Genomic DNA, 26,704 nt, shown 5'->3' on the forward strand with positions numbered 1-26,704 from the left:
GGGGAAACACCTGATACCATCCCGAACTCAGCAGTTAAGCCCGCTAGCGCCAAAGGTAGTGCCAGGGTAACTTGGTGTGAGACTAGGAAGATGCACCTTCTATATAAAAAGCCAGATCAATGATCTGGCTTTTTTTGTTTTAGGGGTTAAAAATCTTTTAAATCCTATCTATAAGCCTTTTCTTTTGCCTTTAGCAACATTTCATATACAATATTAATATGAAGAAAAATATCCTTAAAACTCAACTACTTATACTATTTGTTCTTACGTTATTTTCATTTACATCTTTCTATTTCGGAAATGATCTACCTGATAATTACTTTACAATTACTTCAGAAAACTCAGGCAATATATTAAGTTATTATTTTTTTTCATTGGTAAAGTTAGCTTCTTACTTTAGTGGGCCATGGATTTTAATACCTTTCTTCATTTTTTCTATTTGTCATACTTTCATTTATGATAAGCGAGAGTATTTAGTCGATGTATTGAACTTTTTTCCATTAGTATTTGTTTCTGGAAGTCTTTCATTCTTATTTTTCCAAGATAGTTTAGGTTTTGGTCTTCAATACGCATTTAAAAATGGATTCACAACACTTTGGTTATCTATCTATACAGCAGCAGCTTTTATTGCCTTTTTATTTGGGACTTTTAGAACTGGATTTAAGGATTCTATTGTAAAAACATTCTATTTTGCTAAGTCTGTACCGGCCAAAACAGTGAAAGCTAAGCAGGTTCTTCTTGCTCCCTTAGCTAAAAAAGAATCGATTGCTCAGATTGAGCACGATAATAGTCTAAAAAGGAGAATGGATAATATTCTCAAAGATGACTCTAAAAAAGAGAAAAAAGAAAAAAGTGGCTTATTTGATTCTTTAAATAAAATTAAAACTCCATCTATTTTAAAGTCTAAAAAAGACGATGATGTATCAGATGATTCAAAAGATGAGGATATTGAAGATGCTATTATCAAGCCTACTTTAACTGCAAATACTAATAAGCAGGATAGTGCAGATGAAAGTCAAAAGGCGGAGCAAGTTGATCTTCAGCAGCAACAGGCTTCTAGCGAAGAGAAATCACCACAAAGAGACCCTCAGGTTAAGAAGATCCATGTTACTGCACCTTTAAATAGAATCGCTGATAGTGAAAATGATAATCAATATTTTGATATTGTTGATACTGCAAAAGAAAGTACTGTTGATAAGGTTTCAAATGAGCCAGATAAAGCTTACTTTGAACAAATTATTACACTCCTAGAATCAAAGCTTACAGAATTCAAAATTGAAGGTGAAATTGTAAACGTACTAAAAGGTCCTGTTGTTGATACCTTTGAGTACCGACCTGGTGCAGGTGTTAAGGTTTCAAAAATTACGGGATTAGCAGATGATTTATCTCTGGCCCTTTATGGAGCCCCAATTAGAGTTGTTCCTGCGATGTCTGGTAAGGATACCGTTGGTATTGAAGTCCCTAGAAATCCTCGTGATATCATATATTTAGATGAGGTTTTAAGTTCTCAAGAATTTCAAGACTCTAAATACTCTCTTCCAATTGCAATGGGGAAGAATGCATTTGGTGACTCATTTGTTATCGACTTAGCGACATGTCCACACATGTTAGTTGCTGGTGCAACAGGGGCCGGTAAGTCAGTATTTATTAACTCTCTACTCGTTTCTCTTCTTGTGAAGAAGTCACCTGAGAAAATGAAGTTAATTCTGATTGACCCTAAACAACTAGAAATGGCACTTTATAAGAAGCTACCTCACTTATTGATGCCTGTTGTGACAGATGCCAAAACAGCATCAATTTCATTATTGTGGGCCTGCCAAGAGATGGATCGACGTTATTCAATTCTTGCAGACTTTGGTGTTAGAAATATTTCTGGATTCAACGAAAAACTTAAGCGTGCGACACCGGAGATGCTGGCAAAAATTCATCATCACTATGAGGATACGACAGCTGAAAATTACGAACTTCCGTATATTGTTATTATTGTTGATGAGTTCGCGGACCTCGTACTTACAAAAGCTGGGAAAGAAATTGAAAATAATATTGCACGTATTGCTGCAAAAGCTCGTGCTGCCGGTATCCACTTAGTATTAGCAACTCAGAGACCATCAGTTGATGTTATTACTGGTGTTATCAAGTCTAACTTCCCAACTCGTGTTGCCTTTAGGGTTTCGTCTCGTACGGACTCAAGTACTATTCTTGATAAAATTGGAGCAGAAAGACTTCTTGGTAAAGGGGATATGCTATATAAACACGGAATTAATACACAACGTGTTCACTCTTCATATGTTGATGAAAATGAAATTGAAGCACTTACTAATAAGTTAGAAGCACTTGAGCCAGGCTTTGATGAAAAAGCAATGGAATTTCTTGAGAATGGTGGAGAGGTTGAAACAGATGATTATACATATGGTTCTCATATCTCGACTCCATCTTCATCGAACTCAGGAGATGCACTTTATGATGATGCGGTAAAAATTGTCATGGAATCACGCTCAGCGTCAGCCTCAATGTTACAAAGAAGATTGAGAATTGGTTATAACCGAGCAGCAAATCTTATTGAGGAACTCGAAAAGCGTGGTGTAGTTGGTCCTGCTCAAGGGGCTAAGCCGCGTCGCGTCCTTGTCGATGGTAATTCGGCATCATTATAATCTCGAAAGGCCTTGTGCGAGTCTAGTTCAAGGCCTATACATCCTTAAAAATATTACAAAAAAATATTGAATCCCTGAAGTCATCGTGTTAAAAATGCACCATCGCAATATCGCGAAATAAACAGCTGCTCGAAGGGTTGGTCCGTTCGGTTCGAGTTAGTGTAATTAACCAACTTAGGAGTAATAATGTCAGAATTAAACATCAATGATCTATTAAAAGCTGGTGCTCACTTCGGTCACCAAACACACAAGTGGAACCCAAAAATGAAGCCATATGTATTTGGTGAAAGAAACGGTATCTACATCTTAGATCTTGCTAAAACAATTCCAATGGCAAAGAAAGCTCACGATTTCCTAAAGAAGACTGCTTCTGAAGGTAAGCCAATTCTTTTCGTAGCTACAAAAAGACAAGCATCTGAAACAGTAAAGAATGCTGCTGCTTCTTGTGGAGCTTACTACGTAACTAACAGATGGCTAGGTGGGATGCTTACAAACTACAAAACAATTAATCTTTCAATCGATAAACTAAGAAAAGTTGAAAAGATGAAAGAAACAGGTGACTTCGAGCTTCTAACTAAGAAAGAAAGAATCAAAGTTGGAAAAGAAGTTGAAAAGCTTGAGAAAAACCTTGGTGGTATCAAGGATATGAGAAAGCTTCCAGGTGCAGTTGTTATCGTTGATCCAAATAACGAAAGAATTGCAGTAAAAGAAGCTAACAAGCTAGGTATTCCTGTTGTTGCAATCGTTGATACTAACTGTAACCCAGAAGGTGTTGACTACATTGTTCCAGGTAACGATGATGCAATCAAATCAATTACTCTATTCTCTGAGTACTTCGCTGGTGCGATCTCTGCAAGTGGTGGAAAGACTAAAGCTGCTGCAGGAACTAAAGCTGCCGATAAAGCTCTAGAAGAAGAAATTCTTTCTAAGTACGAGAACGATATTGATTTAGCTGGTGAAGAAGAATAATTAAATCATAATTAGCGAGGTATAAGATGGCTATTACGGCAAGCGCTGTTAAAGAATTAAGAGAAAAAACTGGTGCAGGTATGATGGACTGTAAGAAAGCTCTTACAGAAACAAACGGAGACCTAGAAGCGGCAGTTGATTTCCTAAGAACTAAAGGTCTAGCAAAAGCTGCTAAAAAAGCAAGCCGTGTTGCTGCTGAAGGTACTGTAGTATCTGTAGTTGATGGTAACAAAGGTGTAATCCTTGAAGTTAACTGTGAAACAGACTTCGTTGCAAAAGGTGACGACTTCCAAGGTTTCGCAAAATCAGTTGCTGAATGGACTCTTGCTAACAAGCCTGGTTCTGTTGATGAACTTAAAGAAGCTAAGAATGCTGAAACAACTGAACTTACTATGAAATGTGGTGAGAAGATTGATCTAAGAAGATTCTCTGCAGTTGAAACTACAGGTGTTCTTGGTTCATATAACCACGGTGGAAAAATTGGTGTTCTAGTTGATCTAGATACTGATAAGGCCGATGCTCCAGAAGTTGCGGAACTTGCAAAAGATATCGCAATGCACGTTGCAGCAGCTGCTCCAACTTTCTTAACTTCTGATGACATTGATGAGTCATACAAGAAGAGAGAAGAAGAAGTTTACCGTGCACAACTTAAAGAAGAAGGGAAGCCTGAGAACATGATCGATCAGATCGTTAAAGGTAAACTTGGAAAACTTGCTAAAGAAGTTTGTCTTGTTGAGCAAGTATTCATCAAGAACCCAGACTTCACTATCAAGAAACTTGTTGCTGATGTAGCAGGTAAAGTTGGTGGTAACATTACTGTAAAAGCTTTCCATAAAATCAACCTTGGTGAAGGGATTGAGAAGAAAGAAGATAACTTAGCAGACGAAGTTGCTAAGATGACTCAACAGTAAAAATAATTACTAAATATAAGAAAAGGGCTTTTATAAGCCCTTTTTTTTTGCAAGGTTTTGGGGACTTATGAAATATAAAAGAATTCTATTAAAGCTATCAGGTGAAGCTTTAGCAGGGGAAGCTGGTTACGGTGTTACACACGATGTTCTAAATCAAATCTCAGAGGAAGTTAAAGATCTTGTAGAGATGGGTGTTGAAGTAGCTATCGTTGTTGGTGGAGGAAATATTCACCGCGGTGTAGCTGGAGCAACTAGAGGAATGGATCGTACTTCATCTGACCATATGGGAATGCTGGCCACTGTTATAAATGCACTTGCAATGCAAGACTCGTTAGAGCAAAAAGGTGTGTTTACAAGAGTTATGTCAGCTATTGATATGCAAGAGATTTGTGAGCCATATATCAGACGTCGCGCTGAAAGGCATTTAGAAAAGAAACGCGTTGTTATCTTTGCAGCTGGAACAGGTAATCCATATTTTACAACTGATACAGCGGCAGCGTTAAGAGCTAATGAAATTGACGCACAGGTAATCTTTAAAGCAACAAAAGTTGACGGAATTTATGATAAAGATCCTATGAAATATGATGACGCAGTTAAGTTCGATCAATTAAAATATATCGATGTATTAAATAAGGGAATCAAAGTTATGGATTCTGCCGCTATCTCACTTTGTATGGATAATGAGATGGAAATTGTGGTATTTAATATGTTTGAAAATGGAAATATTGCAAAGGCCGTAAGAGGTGAAGCAATAGGAACAAAAGTTATTAAATAAGAGGTGTAAAATGATTAATGAAATTAAAGCTGGCCTTGAAACAGATATGTCAAAAGCAATTGATTCTCTAAAGCATCAACTGACAAAAGTAAGAACTGGACGTGCATCAGCATCTGTTCTTGATGGTGTTATGGTTGAGTATTATGGAGCTCCAACTCCAGTTAATCAGGTTGGGCAAATCTCAACTCCAGAGGCTCGATTACTTCAAATTCAACCATTTGATAAAACACTTATAAGTGAAATTGAAAAATCAATCATCAATGCAAATTTAGGACTAACTCCATCAAACGATGGAAACCTAATTAGAATTCAATTCCCAGCTCTAACAGAAGAAAGAAGAAAAGAGCAGGTAAAAGAAATCAAAAAGATTGGTGAAGATAGCAAGATTCAAATAAGAAATGCCCGTCGTGATGGAAACGAAACGGTAAAAAAGGCAGAGAAAGCAAAAGAGATTTCTGAAGATGATTCAAAGAAGTTTCAAGCTGAAATTCAAACTGTTACAGATAAGTTTACAAAACAAGTTGATGAAATCGTAGCAGGAAAAGAAAAAGAGCTACTTACTCTCTAATAGAAATATGGACTTTCAAGTTAATAAACTTAAACATGTCGCAATTATAATGGACGGAAATGGGCGTTGGGCACAGAACCGCGCCCATCGTCGTGTTTGGGGTCATGTTCGTGGAAGTTCTGTTGTAAGTAATATCGTTGAAAAAGCAGATGATATGGGGGTTAAGGCTTTAACCCTCTATGCATTTTCAACAGAAAACTGGGGACGTCCCCCTTCTGAGATTAGAACCTTATTTCTACTTCTAAAAAAGTTCTTAATTAAAGAACGAAATAAAGTCTTAAAGAATAATATCAAATTCAATATCATTGGTGATATCTCTAAGCTTCCAAAAGATACAGTAAAGATTATCGATGATCTAAAACGAGATTCAAAAGATAATACAGGCTTAAAGCTCACATTTGCGTTTGGCTATGGTGGGAGAGCTGAAATTATTAGTGCTGTTAATAAATTAATTGCTGAAGATATTGAGGTAACTGAGGAGAGTATTTCAAATGCTCTTCATGCGCCTGAACTTGGTGATGTAGACTTAATGATTAGAACTGGTGGCGATCAGAGAATTTCAAATTTCTTATTATGGCAAATTGCTTATGGTGAGTTGTATTTCACTGAAACAATGTGGCCAAATTTTACTTGTACTGAATTTGAAAAAATTATCATGGAAGTTGAAAAACGTGAAAGACGCTTTGGCCAAGTAACAGAAACAGAGTCATTGGCAGCAACAAAGACTCAAGTGAAAAATAATTTTAGATTAATTAATTAAACGGACTTAATAATGACAAATACTCAGAAAAGAATCCTATCTGCGATAGTGATGATAGGAATTGTGGCCATTGCCTATTCAATTGGTGTTATCGGGATTGAAGTTTTACTCATACTCGTTAGTGCCGCCTGTCTTTTTGAGTTTAGTGTTAATTTCCTTTCTTTAAAAATTGGAAGCCTTTTTTCTATCTTAAATTTCTTTATTCTAATAGGTGTTCAGTCTTGGGCAACATTGAATCCACAGATTTTTGGAAATCAGCTGATCCCTCTGGCGGGATGTTTAGTGAACATTTTACTTATGGGATATTTGTTCATTTCACCAATGGACTCCATGAGATTTGTTAAGTTTCTAAAAAGTATTTCTATAATGTCGATGGTTATCTTTTTGATTCCATTTTTGAACTTACATTCACTTCTTCATCGAGAAAATTGGCAAGGCCTTATAATCATTCTACTTATCTTTAACTTTGGAATGGATACTGGGGCCTGGTTCTTTGGTAAGAACTTTGGCCGAACAAAGTTGTGGAAAGCGGTCAGTCCTAATAAGACAATAGAAGGGCTTATTGGTGGGGCCTTAACTTCAGGTATCCTAGGAACTTTGGCCTGGTATTATTTAATTGGTAATTTTGAGGTAAAATATATACTGATCTTTTTTATTTTGGGGATTTTAAGTCAAGTTGGTGATTTAGTTCAGTCAAAATTTAAAAGACAGATTGGTGTAAAGGACAGCTCAAATTTAATACCTGGGCATGGTGGAGTTTACGATAGGATTGATAGCCTATTATTTGTCATCCCTTTTTACACCTTATTATTAAGCGATAAAATTTTATAAGGAATACCATGTTAGAAAAAGTCGTCATTTTTATTTTATTTTTAGGACCTCTTGTATTTTTTCACGAGCTGGGACACTTCTTATTTGCCAGACTTTTTGGAGTAAGAGTTGAAGTCTTTTCAATTGGCTTTGGCCCTAAATTATTTAAGTGGAAAAAAGGTGATACAGAGTACGCGTTTTCTGCAATCCCTCTGGGGGGATATGTCAAAATGTATGGAGACGATCCATTTAATAAAGATGGTGTTCCTGAAGAAGAAAGAAAATATTCATTTATTCATAAGAAAAAGTGGCAAAGATTTTGGATTGTTTTTGGTGGGCCATTAGCAAACTTTATTTTGGCATTTTTTATTTTCTTTGCATTATTTTTAACTGGAGAAAAAGTTCCTGAGATAAAGATTGGGAATGTTACGACAGAGTCAAAATTTTATAAGCTAGGCTTCAGAAGTGGAGATATTGTTAATAAAGTAAATGAGCATCGTATTACTTCTCCAAGTGATATCGTGTTAGAGAGTGATGGCCATATTCATTCGATTACAGTTAATCGTTTAGGAGAATCAAAAGAGGTTTCAGTTGATATGAAGCCCGAACAGTTCTTTCAAGAGCTAGTTAACTATCCTCCGTTTTTACTTCTTCCAATAGTAAAATCAAAGAATGGCGATATTTTCTTAATTTCTAATAGCAATAAGCCTAGTACAAAATATAGCTTAGAAGAGTTATCAATTAACACACAGAAAGTTTACGTATTTCCAGTTAAAAGTATTGATAGTGAAACTAATAAACCAATATTTGATAAGAACGCTAAAGTTGTAAGAGAGATCGAAGTAAGTGGTGACTTAAAAGAATCTCTTGTCGCTAATGACTTATACCCAATGGACTTAATCATTAAGAGTGTACAAATGAAGTCTCCTGCAGACAAAGCCGGTTTATTGGCCGGTGACATTATTACAAATGTTGGAGGAGAAAGAGTTTACTCTTTTGATCGACTTAGAGGTCGAATTCAAGATACTGATGGGGCAGCGAGCTTAAAAGTAATTAGAAATGGTAAGCTTAAAGATTTTCAGATCACTCCAGAAGTGAAAACTCAAGGTGATGAAACAGTTAAGTTAATCGGTGTTTATAGTTATGGTATTTATGCTCCTGGTAGATATGTTACAACAGAGCCAATGAATTTCTTTTCTGCAATACCAAGAAGTTTCTATCGTACATGGGATGGAGTTGTTAAAACTTTTGAAGGCTTCAAGAAGTTAATTACGGCAGAGGTATCTTTAAAGAATATTGGAGGCCCTTTATCAATTGGAAAGGTTGCTTCTGACTCTTTTAATACATCAATATCGTATTTCTTTCAGTTAATGGCATTAATCTCAATTAATCTTGGAGTTATTAATTTATTTCCTATCCCTGTCTTGGATGGTGGGCATATTGTTTTTCTTATTTTAGAGGCTATAAATGGTGGGCCACTTTCACGAAGAAAGCTTGAGATCGCTCAACAATTTGGTCTTTCGGTACTTCTTCTATTAATGATTGGAGCACTGTTTAACGACTTTACTAGATTTTTCTAATGGCATACTTATTTATTGATACATCACATTTACTTCACTTTGGTCTTCTTGATGAGAACTTCTCATGGATAGAAAGTGAAGTTGTTGAAACAAAGAAGACATCAGAAATTCTGCATGCAAAAGTTCACTCTTTATTAGAAAAGCACAACATAGAAATAGCTAGTCTAAAAGGACTAGTCACTATTGCGGGGCCCGGTTCCTATACTGGCATGAGAGTTGGAGAAGGTTTTGCACAAATCTTTGAATTAGAAAAATTACCGGTATTTTCATTCTATAGTTCAGATATCCCTGAAATGCTCGGAGACACAGATGGGCATTGGGTTTTTCCTGCCTTTAAAAGGGAGTACTATATTCGTACAAGTGGCGAGGAAAAACTTCTAAGTGAAGAAGACTTTGGAGCGTTTGCCTCTGGTGTTGATAAGTCCCTCTTATATACTCATGGGGAAAATGAATTAAGCTCTCAATGTGCTAAGGATACTCGAGATATTCTAATCTCACGGCCACAGTCCATATTTAAGAAGGTTATTTCTGAAAAGATGAGGAAGAGACCTTATTATTTTAGACCCCTACATGTTGAATTTAAAAAGTCTTAGTATGACATGTCAGCATAATATTGGTACTTTATAAGAGTGAAAATATTTTATCTATCTAAGTCGACTATTAATTTCATAATTGTCATAGCATTTCTTCTAATGCTCTTGTTTAGCTTTTATATTTTATTAATCTATCTTTTATTAGTTAGTCTTTTTCTGTTTTTATTTCGTCGAAAATTTATTTTCTTCAAAGAGGATCAGGTTACAACTGCTGGAACAATTTACGCACCCGTTTCAGGTAAGATCTCAGAGATAAAAACGATTGATGATCAGAAGACAGAAATTTCTATAAAAATGAATCTCTTAAGTGGATATGGTATTTATTTACCAATTTCAGGCCGCTTTAATAATGTCTCTTTTAATAATAAAGAACACGGAAATAAAGTAACGATAGAAGATAGAGACAATAGAAAGATTCGTCTTTTCTTTATCAATTCTATATTTAAAAGAAATCCAGAACTCGTTGTTCTTCCAGGTGATTTAGGAAGAAGACAAGTTGATTTTGGATTTTATCCTTTTGGTGCCACCGTTAAAATGGAGTTAGACAACGTTCAATCTCTGGTTAAGCTTCATGAAAAAGTTCGTGGTGGTGAAACAATTATTGGACGCTACAATGAGGAATCACATGAATAAATATGATACACAACCACATCGATTAACATTTTTTCTACCAAATACATTCACAGCATTAAATATGGGTTGTGGTTTTGCAGCTATCATTATGGCAACAAAGGGCCTTTATTATGGTGCTTGTATGATTCTCATCTTGGGTGCAATTTTTGATAGTGTTGATGGACGTATTGCTAGATTAACAGGGACTCAATCAGAATTTGGTGAGCAGTTTGACTCAATTAGTGATGTCATCTCTTTTGGTATGGCACCGGCCTTTATTATTTATTTTAAATATTTTCAGGATCTTGGTCGTGCGGGAATGATTATTTCTTTCCTCTATCTCCTATGTGGAGCACTTAGGCTTGCAAGATTTAATGCTAATATTAATAAAGTTCCTTCTAACTACTTTCAGGGGTTACCAATTCCTGGAGCGGCCATTGCTATAATTGGTTTTATTATGGTGACATTGGAATTCGACTTTGGAATGTATAGAAATTACTATGCAGCCGCTTATGTTGTTTTCTATGCCTTACTAATGATCTCAAATATTCCGTTTAATTCTTTTAAGAATTCTGATTATGTTAGAAAGAATCGAAGAAAGGTTCTAGCTTTAATACTTCTAATCCTTGTTATGGTCTTTATTTACGAGAAACTGATGATTTTCGTGCTCATTTCTGCTTATGTGCTTGGATGTATGGTGTATAATATATTCAGTAAAGACACAAAAGTTGAAATATTTGACTGGGAAGACAATGATGAAGAAAACGAATCTTAATCTCTATATTTTATTAATAGGATTATTATTTTCATTTAATGGTTTTGCTGAAATATCTGGCCATACTGTTTCAGGAGAGTTGGATCCTAAAGATTCTCCTTATGAAAACTCAGACTCTAGTGAACCATCTGATAATACTTCTGTACCTAATATTTTTGGCTCTGTTCCTCAACAGTATACAGAAGAGGAGCTTAAGGGTGCTCAAATGTCTGCCAAGGATAAGAAGTGGCTCGAAAGTGCTTCTGAAGAGGACTCAATTCTTTTTAAATCTCATAAGAATGAATACGCAGAATTTACGACTGAAGAAATTCTAAAAGATAGCTATCAAGCAACAAAGTCGCAGATTGGCTTCTCTTATATATATGATACGTTTGATTATTATGATAATTCGGGAACATTCGAAAATACCTTTAATAATAGCTCAGCAGAAGCTGACTCAGTCCAAGCCGGTTATTTATTTGCAAGTTATAAGCATTATTTCCAAAGAAATTATATTTCAACATTCTTTCAAGGAAATGTTGGTGTCTCTTTTAATTCGGGAAAAGGAAGCTTTAATACAGGGGCCTTATCTCAAACGACATTCAACTTATGGATTTTTCCTATCGATTTAAATCTTGGTTTAAAGATTAATCCGAGTCGCTATTTTTCTTTAACTCTGCAAGGTGGACCAACTATCGCTCCAATATGGCAAAATCGAGATGACAGAGAAGATGGTGAAGACGGAAAAGATATAAGACAAGTTGGATATGGCTTTAATGGATCTGCATCTCTTGATTTTTCTATTTATAATATATTCCCTGAGTTTGGCCTAAGCTTGAAAAAGTTTAGTGATGTATCTGATATGAGCATTAGTTTAGTGGCCAGAACAATGGAATTATCTGGATTTAAAAGAGAAGATTTTAAAGTAACTGGAACCTCTTTCGGGATAGGTTTTAACTTTGAATACTTATAAGATTACTTTTTCATATAATGGTAGCGGCTTCTTCGGTTGGCAAAAGCAAATAGATCAAAAAAGCATTCAGGGTGAAATTGAAAAAGTCGTTCAAAAAATTTCTAAATCTCAAGATATTCAGGTTGTAGGATGTGGACGAACAGATGCAGGAGTGCATGCTGTTAAACAAGTTACCCGTGTAAAAATGCCTCTGAAGATTGAAGAAGATAATTTAAAAAATGCATTAAATAGCTTATTGCCTGAAAGTATTAGAGCAAGCCATGTTGAGATGGCCCATGATGACTTTCAGCCTGTGTATGATGCAAAATCAAAAACCTATCGTTATATCTTTAGTTTAAATAAAATCTCCAATCCATTTTTAAAAGATACGGTCTCTTTTATTGGGAAGGATATTAATCTAACTAAGATGAATGAGGCATGTAAGATCTTTATTGGCAGTCATGACTTTGAGGGATTTTCCACTAAAGGAACTCCTGTTAAGACGACTATCAGAGAGATAACTAAGTGCCACATCTTTAAAGAAAATATAAATTATGGGCCAGGGTTAAGTGAAGATGTTTACATCTTTGAGGTTTCTGGTAGTGGATTTCTTAAGCAAATGGTTCGACTAGTTGTGTCAGCAGTTTGGTCATATGCTGAAGGAAAGATTGAAGAGAGAGATATTCTTAATCAATTTAACAATCCGAGTGAGAATAAGATCGCTCCAACAGCACCACCACAAGGTCTTTACCTCTTTGATGTTCAGTATTAACCAATCTTATACACCTAAAACCCTGATATTCATTGACTTTTTGGCCTATTCTGGCTAATTTCGGCTATTCTTAATTATAATAATGTCGCATAGCGTAGTGAGGATTTATTCATGACTTATAAAGTAGAACAAGTTAATGACTGTACTAAGAAATTATCTTTTACATTTGATAACCTAGACCTTTCAGAGCAAATTACTGTAGCTCTTAAAGAGAAGCAAAAGTCTGTTTCAATTAAAGGTTTCAGAAAAGGTAAAGCGCCAATCGCTATGGTTGAAAAGCTATATCGTCCACAAGTTGAAGGTGATGCTCTAAATCGTTTCGTACAAAAAGAACTTTTTGAAGCAATCAATAAAGAAGATCTAAAAGTAGTTGGTTACCCTAACTTCGAAAACATGGATTACAAAGATGGAAAATCAGTTTCTTTTGATGCTGTCGTTGAAGTATTCCCAACTGTTGAACTTAAAGATTACTCAAAACTTTCTTTCACAAAAGATAAAGTAGAAGTAACAGATGCAGATATTGAAAAAGTACGTACAAACTACTTAGCTCCTAAAGCTGAAATGGTTGAAGCTGCAGAAGGTACTGCTCTTGAGAACGGACTTTTCGCTGTAATGAACTTTGAAGGTGAAAAAGCTGACGGTGAAAAACCAGAAAATATGAAAGGTGAAGAATACCTTCTAGAGATTGGCTCTGGTCAATTTATTCCAGGTTTCGAAGATCAAATGATCGGTATGAAAGCAGGTGAGAAGAAGACAATTGAACTTACTTTCCCAACTGAGTATCACGTAGAAGAACTTAAAGATGCAAAAGTTAAGTTTCATGTTGAACTTCTAGAAATTAAAGAAAGAAAACTTCCAGAGTTTACTGACGAAGTTGCAAAAGAGCTTGGTTTTGAATCTGTAGAAGATTTCCAAGTTAAAACAAGAGAAAACCTAACTAAGCAAAACGAAAGACAAGCTGCTGAAAAGTTAAATCAAGAAATCCTTGAAAAACTAATTGAAGAGAACTCTTTTGATGTTCCTTCAACAATGGTTGCTCAACAAAAAGAACACTTAAAGAACGATCTTGCTAATAACCTAAAGCAACAAGGTTTCACAGAAGATATGCTAGGTGAATACTTTGAGAAATGGGCCGGTGATCTTGATGAGAAAGCTCTTTTCCAAGTTAAGTCAGGTCTTATTCTTGAGAATCTTGCAACTAAATTTGAAATTGAATCAACTGAAGCTGACTTTGATGCAAAAATTGAAGAAAGTGCAGGTCTTTCAGGACTTACAGCTGATCAAGTAAAAGAATTCTACACAAGAGATGAGCGCATGAAAGCAAACCTTATGTATGCAATCCGTGAAGAAAAAACTTTTGCAAAACTTCATGAAGAACTAAAAATCAAATAATTTAAAAGGCCCGCTCAAAGCGGGCTTTTTTATTCCTTCTTTTAAAATCTCAAATCTCTAATATAATTATTAAATATGTTTTTTTGGAGAATTTATGAGATCGATTATTTTTACCTTTATTTTATTATCATTAATGAGCTGTGCTCAACTCGATTACAATATCCCAACTTCTCGTCTCGATAGTCCGGAAACAGCTGGTGGGCTTGGTAAGTTTGATGTTGCAATAGGTGCTGCAAGTGGATACGACGTGGATCTTGCTGAAGCTTATGACTTTGTTATTAGTGGAACGACTACACAGGAATCAGTAACAGGGCCAGAACCCTTATTAACTTTTAAAGGGAATGTTGGACTGATGCCTCGTCTTGATATTGGACTTCAAACCTACCCTGATACATCTGATCTATTAAAGGTTAAATACCAATTTATAGGAGGTGATCGTTCAACAAGTGGTCTAAAAGTATCTCTCCAAGGAGAGTTTGGCTTTGGCTATCATGAGAATGGAACACTAAATACAGATTCGAAATCATACACAACAGACCTTAAGGCGAAGTCATTAGGAGCTTCCTTAAATGTTGGCTATCGTGTTAATCCAGACTTGTTATTTTATTTAAATACTGTTTTTATGGAATATAAAGTTGACGGTGTTTTAAAAGATGGCGCTACCGTTGAGTATGATGGAGAACAGTCACCTGAGGTTATTCTTGTTTTACCAGGATTGAGGCTTGATTTTGATAGTGCCTACGTTCAAATAGAGTCAGGTTACTCTTTCTTGAATTCTTCATATAAAGAGAATAACTCTGATGATTTTACTTACGGATTAAGCTTAGGTTATACATTTTAAAAATAAAAAAGCCGCTGATTTCAGCGGCTATCTTTTAATCAATAATTTCATTCATTTCATAAATTACATCAAAGTCTTTTCCAGTGAAATCGGCCTTAATATTATTTTCACCTTCGCAGAAAATATTAGATGCTTGCTGTTTATACTTCTTTTGAGTATTTGGATCGATTGCATTTAAGACAAGATCTACTTTTCGACATACTTTTCCATCTATCTTAACTTTTGATACTTTTTCAATATCCATATAATTTGAACAATCACGATCATTTTGTGGAGCAGTTTCTACTGAAGAGTATGAATTGATATGGATACTTCTCGTATCAGAGAGCCCACGCATTAACTGAATACCAAATTGACGAGTATCTTCTATATGGAATTGGCGAAAATCACCTTCAATTACATCAGAATAAAATGCTCTCGTTGAATAACCAATATTTACAAGTGCTTGATCGTTATTAATTTGTTTATTCTTTGCGGCTTCAAGCATTTGAAAACATTTATTAAAGCTTAGGTTTTCTTTAATCTTTACTTGTGAACTTCCACCTCCATTAAGAATTGAAGATAGTCCATTTCTTAAGTTTTGTGATTGAGAAGGTGATAAGTTTAAGTTTGCTGTTAAATTATCAAATAGGTCTGCTTGAGCAGATGTTGATAGGAGCATTGTTAAAATAAGTAAGTTCTTCATATTTATCCTCTTTCTAATTGTGTGTTTCTATAAAGAGAATAGCTAATAATGGGAGGTAAGTGGCTGAAATTGGAAAAATTACTAGGGGTGTAAAGAAAGTATTCAAGCCCCTAAGGGCTTGAATTTATTGGTCATTTTTGGATTTGTGCCTTCATTAAGCGCTCAATTTGAACTCTGTGATCACAGACAATCCAGTCATTTCCGGCACCACGTCCAATTGGAGCATACTTATCTTGATCAATTCGTCCTTCATCAAGAAGCTCATCTTCAACGTGAACTCTCACAACTTCACCTGTAACAAATGTTCCCGTTCCCGGGACATCACCATAACTTAGAGAGTCTCTAAACTTACATTCAAAATGTATTGGCGATTCCTTCATTCTTTTTGGAGTGACAACTTCTGAATCAAGTTCTGTTAATTTTGCAAAATCAAATTCTGATTCACCATGAGGAAGCTCAGTTGAGCAAAGATTTACCTTTTCATAATTATGTTTTGTAACAAAGTTTACGACAAACTCTTTTTGGCGAAGAATATTTTTTAATGTGTCTTTTTGCTCTCCATCGCTTGAGCGAATCATTGGAGTAAAGCCAATAATCATTGGGTTTGCACTAACAACTGTGAAGAAAGAGAATGGTGCAATATTACTTGTTCCATCTTCATTTACAGTTGAAACCACAGCAATTGGCCTTGGAACGACTGATCCAATTAGTAGTTTATAGTTATCTTTAAATTCTTGTTTTGTTGTATCAAAAGTTGCCATAATTACATCCAGCTTTTCCAGTAGTCTTTATTTTCATTCTCTTCAAACCACTTAGTTGGTTTTAGAGGGTAGCGAGTATCAACCATGACAGCATACTCGTCAGTGTATAATTTATCTTCACCTGCTTTAAAGGCTTTTGGGTGTGGCCCGTGATGAACGCCTTGAGGGTGAAATGTAAGAGCTCCTGCATCGATATTATCACGAGAAAAGAAGTCTCCTTGATGATAGAAAAGGACTTCATCAAAATCGATATTAGAGTGATAGAAAGGAACTTTAAGAACCTTATGTTTCTTATCCTCAAGTGGTCTTTCTACAAATGAGCAAACCACAAAGTTCTTTGCTACAAAAGTTGTGTGACCTGATGGTGGAACATGATAGCGATGACTCATGATAGGGCAGATATCATAGATTGAAATCTTCCATGGATAGACTGATCCTTTCCATCCTTTTGCCGTAAGAGGGTTAAATGGATAAGTGATGGTTGTAATTTCACCAAGCCTTTTAACTCTTACCTTATATTCTGACCAATCTTGATCTGAACCTAGTGCAGCTTCAGGTGTAAACTTCGCCGTCTGATCATAAAGTGCATTTGGCCCAAGAAGTCCACGTGAAGGCTCTTCAAATTCTGAGCGAGACTCAACTTGGAAGAATTTAGCCTCTTCAGTAATCTTTATTATATAAGTTGTACCGCGAGGAATAACGATGTAATCACCCTTAACAAAAGGTATGTGTCCATAAATTGTTTCAAAAGTTCCACTACCTTCGTGAACAAAGTAAAGTTCATCAAAGTCTGCATTTCTTAAAAAGAAGTCCAGAGACTTTGTCAGTGTTCCAAGACTTAGTTCACAATCTGTATTAGCTAAGATCGTTTGAAAGTCATCTTTAAGATCTGGATGTGAAAAAAGTGAAGGAAGATTCTTAGGTTTTAAGTCTCCCGAAATATCTGTCCAGTTAACTGGTGGTTGTGTGTGATAAAGTTGGCTGACTCGCCCAAAGAAGCCATTGCGTCCATGTTCTTCTTCATATAACCCCTCGGGGATATCAACGTGTGCCTGCTTAGTGTAGACACCGCTTGCTTTAAAACTTTCCATTTTATTATCAGTTGCCATTATCTAGTACCTCTTTTAGATCCTATTTTATTGGTTAACTTTCCAATACCTTCTACTTCAAGTGTGATTTCATCCCCAGGCTTTAGCCATTTATCGATCTCAAGTCCACATCCTGTACCAACTGTACCTGAGCCAAAAAGATCACCAGATAGTACCCATTCGTCTTGAGAGACGTGAGCAATCATTTGTGCCCAACTGTAATGAGAGTCTCCAGAGAATCCTTCTGACCATTTCTCACCATTAACCGTTGCAGTCATTTTAAGATTTGGTTCTTTAAAATCAAATTCATCAAATGTTGTAATAACTGGTCCAATGACTGAACAGAAGTCTTTACCTTTGGCCGGCCCAAGACGGACGGCCATTTCTTTCTTTTGAATATCGCGAGCTGATATATCATTTAGGATAGTGAAGCCAAAGATATAATCCTTTGCATCGTCTTCACGAATATTAATTCCATCTTTTGCGATTACCATTCCTAGCTCTAATTCATAATCGAGAATTTCTGTATAACTTGGCCAAAGAACTTCTTGTTGATGGCCAATAAAACCATGAGTTGGTCCTTTGTAGTAAGCAGGGATCTCATACCAAGCTTCTGGAATTGGCTCTTTTCTTTTTTTGAATCCAGCAGCAACATGTTTTTCATGTGCATAGAAGTCGCGATAATTTGGAATTTTATCAATAGGAGTTCTCAAATTAACATCATCAGTTTTAAAGGCAATTGGTGTACCATCTTTAAGAGTAAGATCACCTACTTTTTCTAAGAATAGATAAAGGCCATAACATTCCCCTAAGAAATCAATTGGATCATCTTTTGTTTGAAGAATCTCTAATAGAGAAGGAGGGCAAACATGATTGGCCCTTTGCCAAAAATTAAAATAACCTTCTCTTTCATAATCACATGCCCAAACGTTGTTAGGGTCAATGACAAGACCGTCATCAGTGAGAATTCCAAGTCTTGCTTCTGGTCGATTTGATCCATGAGTTATGTACTGACAAATTTTCATACGAGATCCTTTCTAAATCTTTTGTTATATGCAGGTAGTATTCTGTCAAAAGCTTCAAAGAAGTGCTTCATCTCATCCTTCGTTCCAATACTGATGCGTACGAATTCTGGCATTTCATTGGCAACAAGTTTTCTTATAATAACACCTTCATTAAGGAGTTCCTCAAACATAAAGTCACTTGCTTCACTACTGCCTGTTTTAATTGTGACAAAATTTGTTATGGACTTAATAGGAGAGAAGTCCCTCTCTTCTAAGAAGCTCATTAGTTCATCATATCTTTTTCTATTATTTCTAAGTGTACGATCTAGGTGTGGTTGATCCTCAAGTGCGCCAACAGCTCCAAGTTGTCCAATTAAATTAGGTTCAAATGGAAGCTTAACTCTAGAAAGATAGCCTATTAATTCTGCATGGCCAAAACCGTATCCGACGCGAATTCCAGATAGGCCATAGGCTTTAGAAAAAGTTCTTAAAGTAAGAACGTTATCATATCGGTAATTCATTGAGTCTGGGTAATCTTCTTGATCTTGAGCAAATTCAAAGTAGGCTTCATCAAGTATTACGAGAACATGTGGAGGTACGTACTCCATTAGATAATCAAATTCTTCTTTTGTAATATAAGTTCCAGTCGGATTATTAGGATTTGCAATATAGATGACTTTCGTTTTATCTGTAATATTTTTAGCTAATGCCTTTACGTCAAAGCGATAGTCTTCAGTGAGTGGAACTTTATTAAGTTTTGCTCCTACACTTCGTGCAAGAATATAAAAACCAATGAAAGTATTATCACATGTTAAGACTTCATCATCCGGTCTTAGGAAAGCTCGAGCAATATAGGCCATAATACCTTCAGAGCCATTACCTAAAATAATATTTTCAAGTTTTAAATCGTATATATCTGCCAGTTTAGATTTTAAAGCATATGCATGCATATCTGGATAACGATGAAGATCCCAGAGTCCTCTTGTCATTTCACGAATAGCAAATGGAGATGGCCCAAGTGGATTTTCGTTTGAGGCAAGTTTTGAAACTCTTGTTAGTCCTTTCTCTCTTACAACTTCATCAATAGGTTTACCTGCTTGGTAAACTTGTAAGTTTTTTAAATATTCTGGGACAAGGTCTTTGCGGTGCATGTTGCTCCTTATTCTTCTAAGTAATTTAAATTGATATTAACCTGAGTGATTCTAACTTCTTTAGTGCTAATTGAATAGTTTTGACCGGTGCATCATGTACTTAGGATTAGGATGATTTAGACTATCATTTATGACGAAATATCACTTTGGACAATTTACCCCTGAACATCTAGAGCTTATTCAAGAAGGTCTAGAATTATATAACACTGGGCACTATTGGATGTGCCATGAAGTTATTGAAGATCTATGGATGGATGCAATGGGAGATAATGCTCGTTATGTTTATTGGGTAGTTATTCAACTAGCTACGTCTCTCTATCACCATGAGGATGACAATCTTAATGGAGCAAGTGGGATGGTTAATAAAGCAAAAGGTAAAATTGACTTCATCGAAAAAAATCACGTGGAGTCAGATATAATGGATAAATATTTAGACTGGCAAAGGCTTAAGAGAATAGTAAAGAAGATTCCACATTCTCCAAAGCTTTCAGACTTTAAAGAGTTAAAGTCTTTTAAATTTCCATTAAAACAAGGTGTATAAAAAATGGTAAGTAAAATTCCATATTTCTTTTTTCGCTCAATGAATATTTTAAAATCAGATAAGAAGATGATTCTTATTGCATTATGTCCGGTAATTATTGGCTTTGCTCTCTATTACTTTTTAGGACAATACGCATTTAATGAAGTCTCAACATGGGGTCATGGTTATATTAATGAAAAGTATCCAGATCAAGGATGGGTGAGTACTGTCTTTTCTGGTGTGTTGATTGTCTTATTAGGCGTTATTATTAATTGGACTTTTTTCCTTGTTATCTCTTTTATCGCCTCTCCATTTAATGACATGTTAAGTGCAAGAGTTGAAGTTATATATAATCTTCAAAAAAAAGAGTCAGACACTCTTGTTGCTACATTTAAAAGATTACCTAGCATTCTTTTAAACGAAGTAAAGAAAGTAGGAGTCATTGTTATTTTATCAGTGATAAACATCGCGTTTGGATTTGTTTTTCCACCAGTTACTTTTATTTTAGGTGGATTAATCTTAGCAATTTCTTTTATCGACTACTCATGGGCAAGACATGAGCTTAGAGTCTCAGAATGCATTAGAGATGTAAGAAAAGGCTTTCTTCCTTATTTACTTGGTGGAGTTTGTTTTATGTTTCTTATTTCGATCCCTCTTTTAAATCTATTTTTCTTACCTCTAGCAGTTGTCTTTTTTACTGTTATCTTTTGTGAGTTAAGAATAAATAAGCAGGCAAGTAATGAAGAAGTTTCTTCTTAGGGTTACAGGAGATGCAACAGAGTTCGCCTCTGTTTTACCTGTAGTACAAGCGATATTGAATGAGAATGAAGATAATCAAGTGGCCATCGTTTACAATGATGGGCTTGAATTAGAAGACTTTTGGTTACCTTCTCGTTGTTGGGCCTATCCAATATCTAAAAAGGAAACAGAATCGATGTTTGCTGCACATAAATTTGCTGCAAATCTTCACGATATTTTTAATACTGATTACTATATCGACTTTATTAGCGATATGTATTCTGCATTCTTAGGTTTGGCCTTTAGAGCAAATATAAAAATAGGATTACAAGGTGGCCCAAAAAGCTTTTTCTATCAGGTCTCACTTCCTGAGTTCTCAGGAGAATTTCTTGATGAAAAAAAAGTTAGCAGTTTAAATGCAATCGAAGGTGACTTTAATAACCCTGCAATCGATAATTCTTTCACTCATCAAAATATAAGAAATATATTTATCTCTTTTCCACATAAAATGGATGTAGCATTCATTGAAAAAATTAATTTTATCGCAGAATGTTTACCTACGATAAAACTACATGGTTACATATCCCCACAAAGCGTGGATATCTATGATGCCGTTAAAGTTCATGGAGCAATAAGCCTTTTTAGTGAGTCTTCAAATGTTTTGGCCCGTCGAATCGATGAGTTTGATGGAGTTATAACTGATAATCTGGCCATCGCTCAAATGTCTCGAAACCGAGGTCAGTTAGCATTTCTTATTTGTGACGAAGATGATGAACTACCACAGTGGAAGTACATGCCTGAGTCAATTGGTCGACTTAATTTTAGCGGAAGTTCTCTTCTTTCATACGGTATAAGTGAGACGATCTCATTGAAAGCTTTTCCTGATTTAGAAGATTATATCTTAAATTATCAGTCACTTAGGCTCGTTCCTTAAGCACAAAGCCCCAACGTTGCGGGCCAGTGGGAAAGTTGATAAAATAAACCTATGGCGGCCGCAAAAGATCATACATTTGCACCATTTGAAATCCTTCCTGTCGAGGTTGATGATATCAAATCTCTGGCCCGCATTTATGTTGATTGCTTTTGGGAAAATTACAAAGGCATTCTTTCAAAAGAATATCTCTACTCACTTAAATACTCCGACGTTCAACAAACTTGGGAAAGAAAAATTCCAAGACGCCCAACAGAGGGGGGGACACTTGTCTTTCATGGCCCTGATGGTGATGTTGCTGGATTTATCGATTATGGACCAGCGAGAGAGCATGAACATGGTATCCCTGGTGAAATTTATGATTTTTATATTTTAAAAAAATATCAAAAGTCAGGAATGGGTAAACAGTTATTTGAAGCAGTTGTGAAAGATTTTAAAAACCGTGGTTTTGATTGCTTTTATCTTTGTACATTTAAAGAGAATCCTTCAAAAGGTTTTTTTATCAATAACGGTGCTAAGTTGTTGAAAGAGTCTCCATTTGAATTCAACGGGGAAGTTTACCAAGAAGAGTACTTCTACTTCGAAATATAATTAATTACTTAAATTATCTGTAAAAACTTCATATTCGAAATAAATTAACTATATTTATGGTAGTTTCCACCAAATCAAATTGGAGGAAAGTAATGAAAAAAGTTATCTCAACGGCGATACTATCGCTCGTTCTAACTGTAATTCCTGTACGTTCATCAAACGCTACAATTGGAATTTACACTGCATTTTTTAGTCCTGCTGCTGCTTCAAAGTTGGCACTTACAGGTCTTGCAACTATCGCTGTCGGTTATGGTGGTTCTTACGTAATGAAGAAAACACTATGTGATGGTGAAAAAGGTTGTCTAGCACCTATGGTTGCTGGTTGGATTATTGGTATGATCTTCTTAAACGAGGAATCAGGTGTTGCTGAGTTTAAGAAAATAGATCTTAAAACGGCCGCTGATCTTGGCTTAACTTCTGTTGAAGTTGATTCTTACAATGCTGAGATTGAAGAAGTAAACGCTGTATTTAGTGAAGTCATCGCAGAGTTAGATAAAGATTCTTCTGATGAAGATGCTGCTGATGTATGGCAAGAATACGAAGAATTCTTATCGCCAAATACATTTAAAGTAATGAAGGCATTAGCAACTCCAAAGGTTGATTAATAAATTATGGAGGCAACTGCCTCCATATTTACTTTAATGATGAAAGTAATCTATCTATTTCTTCTATTTATATCTCTATCGACGAATGCTCTTGCAGCACGAGTTGTCCTAATGTCTTCTTTAGACACACCAAGAATTTGGTATCATAAGAAAGATTGGGAGATCGAAAGACCATTAAAGAAAATCTTTAAAAAGCACTTTGAAGGCTCAGGTTATGAAGTTGTTATCAAAGAAAAGGTAGATCAGGTAACTCTTTGGAAGGAACTACAGAATCCGGAGAACCTGGCGATATTTTGGGTTTCTCATGCTAAGGGACAGGCCCAAATAGGTGCTGGTATAAATTCAGAGTCAGCAGTTGTCGATTACTATGGAAATGATGTTAAAGATCTATTTAAAACAGTTCATAAAAACCTAAGGTATCTAGGTGTTGTTGGATGTAATGCAAAAGAGATGTTGGAATCGTTTACTAAAAATGGCTATTACAAAAATAATAAGAAGCTAGTAACTCACTCATTTGATAAAAAAGTTGAAGTTAGAAGAGGATTACGTCGTTCAATAAAATATTCTGCAAATGCTTTAGGACATTATAAAAATACTTTTGGCCCAGGTGGACGAATAGATATTGAGAGTGAATTACTAGAGGATTTTCAATCATATAATAATGAAAATAAAGACCCAAAATTTTTCGAAATCAATTATGAAAGGTTTTCACAAGTTGACTCTGAAAGTGTTGCCATTAAAGTGAATGGATTAGTTTTAGATGTATTAGAGTCGCAGAAAGCTGGTGAATTATCTAAAGGTACTTTAAAACTACCTCATGACTTAGATCCAAGAAAAATTACTGTTGATTCAAATCGGTTTTATTCAAATAAGAAACTAGATCTAGGTGAGTTTATATTCGTAGGTAGAGAGATGAGCTGGAAACCATTTGCTAAAAGAGATGGCACTCCAATAGGAGCAACTCGAAATATATATCGATTAAAGAAATAAAAAGGCCTCTTTAAAGAGGCCTTTTTTTATGATTTGAATTGTTCGATTTGTTCTTCTAGTGATTTTATTTTTTCTTCAAAGCTTGCGGCTTTTTCTCTAACTTCTGTAACGACTTCATCAGGTGCATTTGCCATAAACTTTTCGTTATTTAATTTCTTGCCAATTTTATCTAGCTCTTTCTTTGTCTTATCATAATCTTTTTCAAGACGTTTGATTTGAGCATCTAGATCAATTACACCATCAAGCTTTAAGAAGATATCCGTGTGAGTTGTTGCTTTCATAATACACTTTTTCGGGTTCTCAGTAGATTTGGCTGCAATCTCTACATCTTTTGCACGAGCGAGATCTTGTAAGCCTGCCATATTGTCTGCAAAGTAAGAAGATGCTTCTTCATCATCTGTTAAAAGGACAACTTCAACCTCATCTTTAGGTTTAATATTTACTGATTGTCTTAGGAAGCGAATACTTGAGACAACTTCAATAAACTTATTCATCTTAACTTGTTCACTTGGGTAGTTAAGAGATGTATCGTATTCTGGGTAATCGGCTGAGATTAATAGGTCTTCGTTTTCTTCCTTTAAGTATCCCCATAGCTCTTCAGTGATGAAAGGAGTAATTGGGTGAAGAAGGGCAGTGATCTTTCTAAAGCAGTACTTTAGAACAGTTGCTCTTTGAGTTTTTGCTTCTTGATCATCTCCGTTAAGAGTGTTTTTAGAAAGTTCAATAAACCAAGAACAGAATTTATCATATACAAATGAATATACTTCAGAACATGCATCGTCGTAGCGGAAAGCATCGAGTGATTCATTGACAACTTTCGTTGCATCATTAAGTTCTGATAGTATCCATTTCTCTTGATCATCAAGCTTTGCAGGAAGTTCTTTATTTGCAAGATCTAAGAATGGTGAGATGAAACGGAAAGCATTCCATATCTTATTAATGAAGTTTCTGTATCCTGCGATTCTTTCTGGATCAAGATTAATGGCACGATTGTAACCAGAGCCTGCTGCTAGTGTAAAACGAAATGCGTCTGCACCATATTGCTCAACCATTTCAATCGGATCAATTCCATTACCAAGAGATTTACTCATCTTGCGACCAAGTTTATCTCGAACGATTGCATGGATATAAACTTTATCAAAAGGAACCTTGTTAGAGAATTTTGTTCCCATCATCATCATTCTAGCTACCCAGAAGAAAATGATATCAAAACCTGTAATAAGTACTGAAGTAGGATAGAACTTATCGAATCCTCTTTGTTCCATTCTTTCTTTATTTGGCCAGCCAAGTGTCGTCATTGGCCATAGCCCAGAAGAGAACCATGTATCTAGTACATCAGGGTCTTGTGTATAATCTTTTGTACTACACTTTGGACAAGAGCTTGGTTCAAGTTCTTCGTCTGCCCATTGGTGCTCACAAGAGTTGCAAGTAAATACTGGAATTCGGTGTCCCCATAAAAGCTGGCGTGAAACACACCAATTCTTTGGTTCACGAAGCCAAGCAAAGTAAGTGTTCTCCCACCCTTTAGGATAGAATCGAGTTGTATCATCCTCAACTCTTTCTACAGCTTCTTTGGCCATAGAATTTACATCAACAAACCATTGCTTTGAAATCATTGGCTCAATAACAACGCCTGATCTTTCTCCATGACCAACTTGATGTACGTGCTTTTCTTCTTTAACAAATAACTCTAGTTCTTTTAACTTTTCAACTACGCCTTTACGAGCTTTCTTACAAGGTAGGCCTTGCCACTCTAGTCCGTGCTCATTAAGAGTTCCGTCTAGATTAAGAATATTGATTATTTCAAGATTATGTCGTTTTCCAATATCAAAGTCATTAAAGTCATGACCAGGTGTAACCTTAAGGCAACCAGTTCCTTTTTCAATATCAACATGCTCATCACCAACGATTGGAACCTCTCTATTACATAGAGGAACAATCGCTTTCTTACCAATTAAGTGAGCGAACCTTTCATCATTTGGATTAACGGCAACAGCTGTATCTCCAAGAAGAGTTTCTGGTCGTGTCGTTGCAATTTCTAGCTTAATATCACTATCTTTTACAGAATATAGAATATGATAGAAGGCACCATTAACTTCTTTGTGATCCACTTCTGCATCAGAAATTGCTGATTGTAGTTTTGGATCCCAGTTAACAATATAATCTGATTGATAGATAAGGCCTTCATTATAAAGAGTCACAAATGCACGTCTTACAGCATCATTTGCCTCAGGGTCCATTGTGAACATTGAGTAATCCCAATCACAACTTGCACCCATTACTTTTTGTTGGTTTGCAATAACACCACCATATTGCTCTTTCCATTCCCAAATTTTCTTTAAGAAGTCCTCTCGAGAATAGTCGTGCTTTGTTTTCTTCTCTTCGTTCCAAATTAGCTCTTCAACTTTTGATTGAGTTGCAATACCTGCGTGATCCATACCAGGAAGGAACAGAGTTTCATATCCTTTCATTCTTTTAAAACGAATAAGGGCATCTTGTGTTGTTATATCAAGAGCGTGACCTGCGTGAAGAATACCTGTGACATTTGGAGGTGGCATGATGACGCAAAAAGACTCACCTGTCTTTCCGGCTTTTGGAGCGAAGTACTTTTCACCTTCCCACTTTTTATACCACTTTTTCTCAACATCATTTGAGCTATAAGTCTTCGGTAAATCTTCGAATGATTTTGTCACAACTTTC

Annotated in this window: 27 protein-coding genes and 1 rRNA gene; 22 read left to right on the forward strand and 6 right to left on the reverse strand. The window is 35.6% G+C overall.

The genetic code is table 11. The annotated features are described in order from the left end of the window. From rrf to VCM44_RS10030, 16 genes are all read left to right on the forward strand, one after another. Nucleotides 1-99: ribosomal RNA gene (rrf, locus tag VCM44_RS09955) — 5S ribosomal RNA — on the forward strand; the annotation flags it as partial. Nucleotides 100-218: 119 nt separating this feature from the next. Further along, the gene (locus VCM44_RS09960; RefSeq protein ID WP_334678713.1) at nt 219-2,651 is read left to right on the forward strand and encodes a DNA translocase FtsK; all 2,433 of its coding nucleotides are present in this window, start codon (nt 219-221) and stop codon (nt 2,649-2,651) included. A 186-nt stretch (nt 2,652-2,837) separates the two neighbouring features. Next, a complete protein-coding gene (gene rpsB, locus VCM44_RS09965) occupies nt 2,838-3,620 on the forward strand; it encodes a 30S ribosomal protein S2 (protein ID WP_115362264.1) in 783 nt (260 codons plus the stop codon). A gap of 26 nt (nt 3,621-3,646) precedes the next feature. Beyond that, entirely contained in the window at nt 3,647-4,531 is an 885-nt protein-coding gene (gene tsf / locus VCM44_RS09970; RefSeq protein ID WP_115362262.1) for a translation elongation factor Ts, read from the forward strand. Nucleotides 4,532-4,598: 67 nt separating this feature from the next. Next, nucleotides 4,599-5,306, forward strand: coding sequence for a UMP kinase (gene pyrH / locus VCM44_RS09975; protein ID WP_115362260.1), 708 nt, complete (start codon nt 4,599-4,601; stop codon nt 5,304-5,306). Between the two features lie 10 nt (nt 5,307-5,316). Beyond that, nucleotides 5,317-5,874 carry a ribosome recycling factor gene (frr, locus tag VCM44_RS09980; protein WP_115362258.1) on the forward strand — a complete coding sequence of 186 codons (558 nt, stop codon included), beginning with the start codon at nt 5,317-5,319 and terminating at the stop codon, nt 5,872-5,874. Between the two features lie 7 nt (nt 5,875-5,881). Next, nucleotides 5,882-6,634: a polyprenyl diphosphate synthase gene (gene uppS / locus VCM44_RS09985; protein WP_115362256.1), complete on the forward strand. Its 753-nt coding sequence runs from the start codon at nt 5,882-5,884 to the stop codon at nt 6,632-6,634. A 12-nt stretch (nt 6,635-6,646) separates the two neighbouring features. Continuing rightward, nucleotides 6,647-7,465: a phosphatidate cytidylyltransferase gene (locus tag VCM44_RS09990; RefSeq protein WP_115362254.1), complete on the forward strand. Its 819-nt coding sequence runs from the start codon at nt 6,647-6,649 to the stop codon at nt 7,463-7,465. A gap of 8 nt (nt 7,466-7,473) precedes the next feature. Continuing rightward, on the forward strand, nt 7,474-9,024 hold the full coding sequence (gene rseP, locus VCM44_RS09995; protein WP_115362252.1) for an RIP metalloprotease RseP: 1,551 nt from the start codon (nt 7,474-7,476) through the stop codon (nt 9,022-9,024). After that, nucleotides 9,024-9,617, forward strand: coding sequence for a hypothetical protein (locus VCM44_RS10000; protein WP_334678714.1), 594 nt, complete (start codon nt 9,024-9,026; stop codon nt 9,615-9,617). Before rseP ends, VCM44_RS10000 begins: the two co-directional genes overlap by 1 nt. Before the next feature lie 36 nt (nt 9,618-9,653). Beyond that, a complete protein-coding gene (locus tag VCM44_RS10005) occupies nt 9,654-10,250 on the forward strand; it encodes a hypothetical protein (RefSeq protein ID WP_334678715.1) in 597 nt (198 codons plus the stop codon). Beyond that, nucleotides 10,243-11,004 carry a CDP-diacylglycerol--serine O-phosphatidyltransferase gene (gene pssA / locus VCM44_RS10010; RefSeq protein WP_334678716.1) on the forward strand — a complete coding sequence of 254 codons (762 nt, stop codon included), beginning with the start codon at nt 10,243-10,245 and terminating at the stop codon, nt 11,002-11,004. Before VCM44_RS10005 ends, pssA begins: the two co-directional genes overlap by 8 nt. Then, nucleotides 10,985-11,956, forward strand: a complete 972-nt coding sequence (locus VCM44_RS10015; protein WP_120404083.1) for a hypothetical protein — start codon at nt 10,985-10,987, stop codon at nt 11,954-11,956. Before pssA ends, VCM44_RS10015 begins: the two co-directional genes overlap by 20 nt. Next, entirely contained in the window at nt 11,943-12,707 is a 765-nt protein-coding gene (truA, locus tag VCM44_RS10020; RefSeq protein ID WP_120404084.1) for a tRNA pseudouridine(38-40) synthase TruA, read from the forward strand. Before VCM44_RS10015 ends, truA begins: the two co-directional genes overlap by 14 nt. Nucleotides 12,708-12,818: 111 nt before the next feature. Continuing rightward, nucleotides 12,819-14,099: a trigger factor gene (tig, locus tag VCM44_RS10025; protein ID WP_120404085.1), complete on the forward strand. Its 1,281-nt coding sequence runs from the start codon at nt 12,819-12,821 to the stop codon at nt 14,097-14,099. Between the two features lie 94 nt (nt 14,100-14,193). Further along, nucleotides 14,194-14,940 (forward strand): hypothetical protein, encoded by a 747-nt coding sequence (locus VCM44_RS10030; RefSeq protein ID WP_115362238.1) that lies wholly within the window; start codon nt 14,194-14,196, stop codon nt 14,938-14,940. 34 nt (nt 14,941-14,974) lie between these two features. Here the strand turns inward: VCM44_RS10030 and VCM44_RS10035 are convergent, their stop codons facing one another. The 5 genes from VCM44_RS10035 to hisC form a co-directional block, all read right to left on the reverse strand. Further along, nucleotides 14,975-15,625 carry a hypothetical protein gene (locus VCM44_RS10035; RefSeq protein WP_115362236.1) on the reverse strand — a complete coding sequence of 217 codons (651 nt, stop codon included), beginning with the start codon at nt 15,623-15,625 and terminating at the stop codon, nt 14,975-14,977. Nucleotides 15,626-15,756: 131 nt separating this feature from the next. Further along, nucleotides 15,757-16,386: a flavin reductase family protein gene (locus VCM44_RS10040; protein ID WP_334678717.1), complete on the reverse strand. Its 630-nt coding sequence runs from the start codon at nt 16,384-16,386 to the stop codon at nt 15,757-15,759. A 2-nt stretch (nt 16,387-16,388) separates the two neighbouring features. Continuing rightward, the gene (locus VCM44_RS10045; protein WP_233500258.1) at nt 16,389-17,495 is read right to left on the reverse strand and encodes a homogentisate 1,2-dioxygenase; all 1,107 of its coding nucleotides are present in this window, start codon (nt 17,493-17,495) and stop codon (nt 16,389-16,391) included. Then, nucleotides 17,495-18,499: a fumarylacetoacetate hydrolase family protein gene (locus tag VCM44_RS10050; protein ID WP_120404089.1), complete on the reverse strand. Its 1,005-nt coding sequence runs from the start codon at nt 18,497-18,499 to the stop codon at nt 17,495-17,497. Before VCM44_RS10050 ends, VCM44_RS10045 begins: the two co-directional genes overlap by 1 nt. After that, the gene (gene hisC / locus VCM44_RS10055) at nt 18,496-19,629 is read right to left on the reverse strand and encodes a histidinol-phosphate transaminase (RefSeq protein WP_115362230.1); all 1,134 of its coding nucleotides are present in this window, start codon (nt 19,627-19,629) and stop codon (nt 18,496-18,498) included. The genes VCM44_RS10050 and hisC overlap by 4 nt, the downstream gene beginning before the upstream one ends. Nucleotides 19,630-19,759: 130 nt before the next feature. On the opposite strand from hisC, the gene VCM44_RS10060 reads away from it, so the two are divergent. From VCM44_RS10060 to VCM44_RS10085, 6 genes are all read left to right on the forward strand, one after another. Next, nucleotides 19,760-20,170 carry a DUF309 domain-containing protein gene (locus VCM44_RS10060; protein ID WP_115362228.1) on the forward strand — a complete coding sequence of 137 codons (411 nt, stop codon included), beginning with the start codon at nt 19,760-19,762 and terminating at the stop codon, nt 20,168-20,170. Nucleotides 20,171-20,173: 3 nt separating this feature from the next. Further along, nucleotides 20,174-20,908: an EI24 domain-containing protein gene (locus VCM44_RS10065; protein ID WP_115362226.1), complete on the forward strand. Its 735-nt coding sequence runs from the start codon at nt 20,174-20,176 to the stop codon at nt 20,906-20,908. Beyond that, nucleotides 20,889-21,821, forward strand: a complete 933-nt coding sequence (locus tag VCM44_RS10070; RefSeq protein WP_334678718.1) for a hypothetical protein — start codon at nt 20,889-20,891, stop codon at nt 21,819-21,821. Before VCM44_RS10065 ends, VCM44_RS10070 begins: the two co-directional genes overlap by 20 nt. A 51-nt stretch (nt 21,822-21,872) precedes the next feature. Then, nucleotides 21,873-22,409 carry a GNAT family N-acetyltransferase gene (locus VCM44_RS10075; protein ID WP_334678719.1) on the forward strand — a complete coding sequence of 179 codons (537 nt, stop codon included), beginning with the start codon at nt 21,873-21,875 and terminating at the stop codon, nt 22,407-22,409. A 92-nt stretch (nt 22,410-22,501) separates the two neighbouring features. Then, a complete protein-coding gene (locus tag VCM44_RS10080; protein WP_334678720.1) occupies nt 22,502-23,014 on the forward strand; it encodes a hypothetical protein in 513 nt (170 codons plus the stop codon). A gap of 36 nt (nt 23,015-23,050) precedes the next feature. Beyond that, on the forward strand, nt 23,051-24,004 hold the full coding sequence (locus tag VCM44_RS10085) for a hypothetical protein (RefSeq protein ID WP_334678721.1): 954 nt from the start codon (nt 23,051-23,053) through the stop codon (nt 24,002-24,004). A 26-nt stretch (nt 24,005-24,030) separates the two neighbouring features. Here the strand turns inward: VCM44_RS10085 and VCM44_RS10090 are convergent, their stop codons facing one another. Further along, nucleotides 24,031-26,697 (reverse strand): valine--tRNA ligase, encoded by a 2,667-nt coding sequence (locus VCM44_RS10090; protein ID WP_162929488.1) that lies wholly within the window; start codon nt 26,695-26,697, stop codon nt 24,031-24,033. Between the last annotated feature and the right edge of the window lie 7 nt (nt 26,698-26,704).

This window comes from Halobacteriovorax sp. DPLXC-1, from assembly GCF_036903125.1.
Taxonomy (GTDB): Bacteria; Bdellovibrionota; Bacteriovoracia; order Bacteriovoracales; family Bacteriovoracaceae; genus Halobacteriovorax_A; species Halobacteriovorax_A vibrionivorans.

What these genes read in the sequence shown, in the direction of transcription:
- VCM44_RS09990 (WP_115362254.1), top strand. Translation starts at nt 6,647, where the DNA reads ATGACAAATACTCAGAAAAGAATCCTATCTGCGATAGTGATGATAGGA.
- pssA (WP_334678716.1), top strand. Translation starts at nt 10,243, where the DNA reads ATGAATAAATATGATACACAACCACATCGATTAACATTTTTTCTACCA.
- rseP (WP_115362252.1), top strand. Translation starts at nt 7,474, where the DNA reads ATGTTAGAAAAAGTCGTCATTTTTATTTTATTTTTAGGACCTCTTGTA.
- VCM44_RS09960 (WP_334678713.1), top strand. Translation starts at nt 219, where the DNA reads ATGAAGAAAAATATCCTTAAAACTCAACTACTTATACTATTTGTTCTT.
- VCM44_RS10080 (WP_334678720.1), top strand. Translation starts at nt 22,502, where the DNA reads ATGAAAAAAGTTATCTCAACGGCGATACTATCGCTCGTTCTAACTGTA.
- VCM44_RS10070 (WP_334678718.1), top strand. Translation starts at nt 20,889, where the DNA reads ATGAAGAAGTTTCTTCTTAGGGTTACAGGAGATGCAACAGAGTTCGCC.
- VCM44_RS10035 (WP_115362236.1), bottom strand. Translation starts at nt 15,625, where the DNA reads ATGAAGAACTTACTTATTTTAACAATGCTCCTATCAACATCTGCTCAA.
- VCM44_RS10045 (WP_233500258.1), bottom strand. Translation starts at nt 17,495, where the DNA reads ATGGCAACTGATAATAAAATGGAAAGTTTTAAAGCAAGCGGTGTCTAC.
- uppS (WP_115362256.1), top strand. Translation starts at nt 5,882, where the DNA reads ATGGACTTTCAAGTTAATAAACTTAAACATGTCGCAATTATAATGGAC.
- VCM44_RS10050 (WP_120404089.1), bottom strand. Translation starts at nt 18,499, where the DNA reads ATGAAAATTTGTCAGTACATAACTCATGGATCAAATCGACCAGAAGCA.
- VCM44_RS10065 (WP_115362226.1), top strand. Translation starts at nt 20,174, where the DNA reads ATGGTAAGTAAAATTCCATATTTCTTTTTTCGCTCAATGAATATTTTA.
- rpsB (WP_115362264.1), top strand. Translation starts at nt 2,838, where the DNA reads ATGTCAGAATTAAACATCAATGATCTATTAAAAGCTGGTGCTCACTTC.
- VCM44_RS10075 (WP_334678719.1), top strand. Translation starts at nt 21,873, where the DNA reads ATGGCGGCCGCAAAAGATCATACATTTGCACCATTTGAAATCCTTCCT.
- VCM44_RS10015 (WP_120404083.1), top strand. Translation starts at nt 10,985, where the DNA reads ATGAAGAAAACGAATCTTAATCTCTATATTTTATTAATAGGATTATTA.
- VCM44_RS10000 (WP_334678714.1), top strand. Translation starts at nt 9,024, where the DNA reads ATGGCATACTTATTTATTGATACATCACATTTACTTCACTTTGGTCTT.
- tig (WP_120404085.1), top strand. Translation starts at nt 12,819, where the DNA reads ATGACTTATAAAGTAGAACAAGTTAATGACTGTACTAAGAAATTATCT.
- pyrH (WP_115362260.1), top strand. Translation starts at nt 4,599, where the DNA reads ATGAAATATAAAAGAATTCTATTAAAGCTATCAGGTGAAGCTTTAGCA.
- frr (WP_115362258.1), top strand. Translation starts at nt 5,317, where the DNA reads ATGATTAATGAAATTAAAGCTGGCCTTGAAACAGATATGTCAAAAGCA.
- tsf (WP_115362262.1), top strand. Translation starts at nt 3,647, where the DNA reads ATGGCTATTACGGCAAGCGCTGTTAAAGAATTAAGAGAAAAAACTGGT.
- VCM44_RS10040 (WP_334678717.1), bottom strand. Translation starts at nt 16,386, where the DNA reads ATGGCAACTTTTGATACAACAAAACAAGAATTTAAAGATAACTATAAA.
- hisC (WP_115362230.1), bottom strand. Translation starts at nt 19,629, where the DNA reads ATGCACCGCAAAGACCTTGTCCCAGAATATTTAAAAAACTTACAAGTT.
- VCM44_RS10085 (WP_334678721.1), top strand. Translation starts at nt 23,051, where the DNA reads ATGATGAAAGTAATCTATCTATTTCTTCTATTTATATCTCTATCGACG.
- VCM44_RS10060 (WP_115362228.1), top strand. Translation starts at nt 19,760, where the DNA reads ATGACGAAATATCACTTTGGACAATTTACCCCTGAACATCTAGAGCTT.
- VCM44_RS10030 (WP_115362238.1), top strand. Translation starts at nt 14,194, where the DNA reads ATGAGATCGATTATTTTTACCTTTATTTTATTATCATTAATGAGCTGT.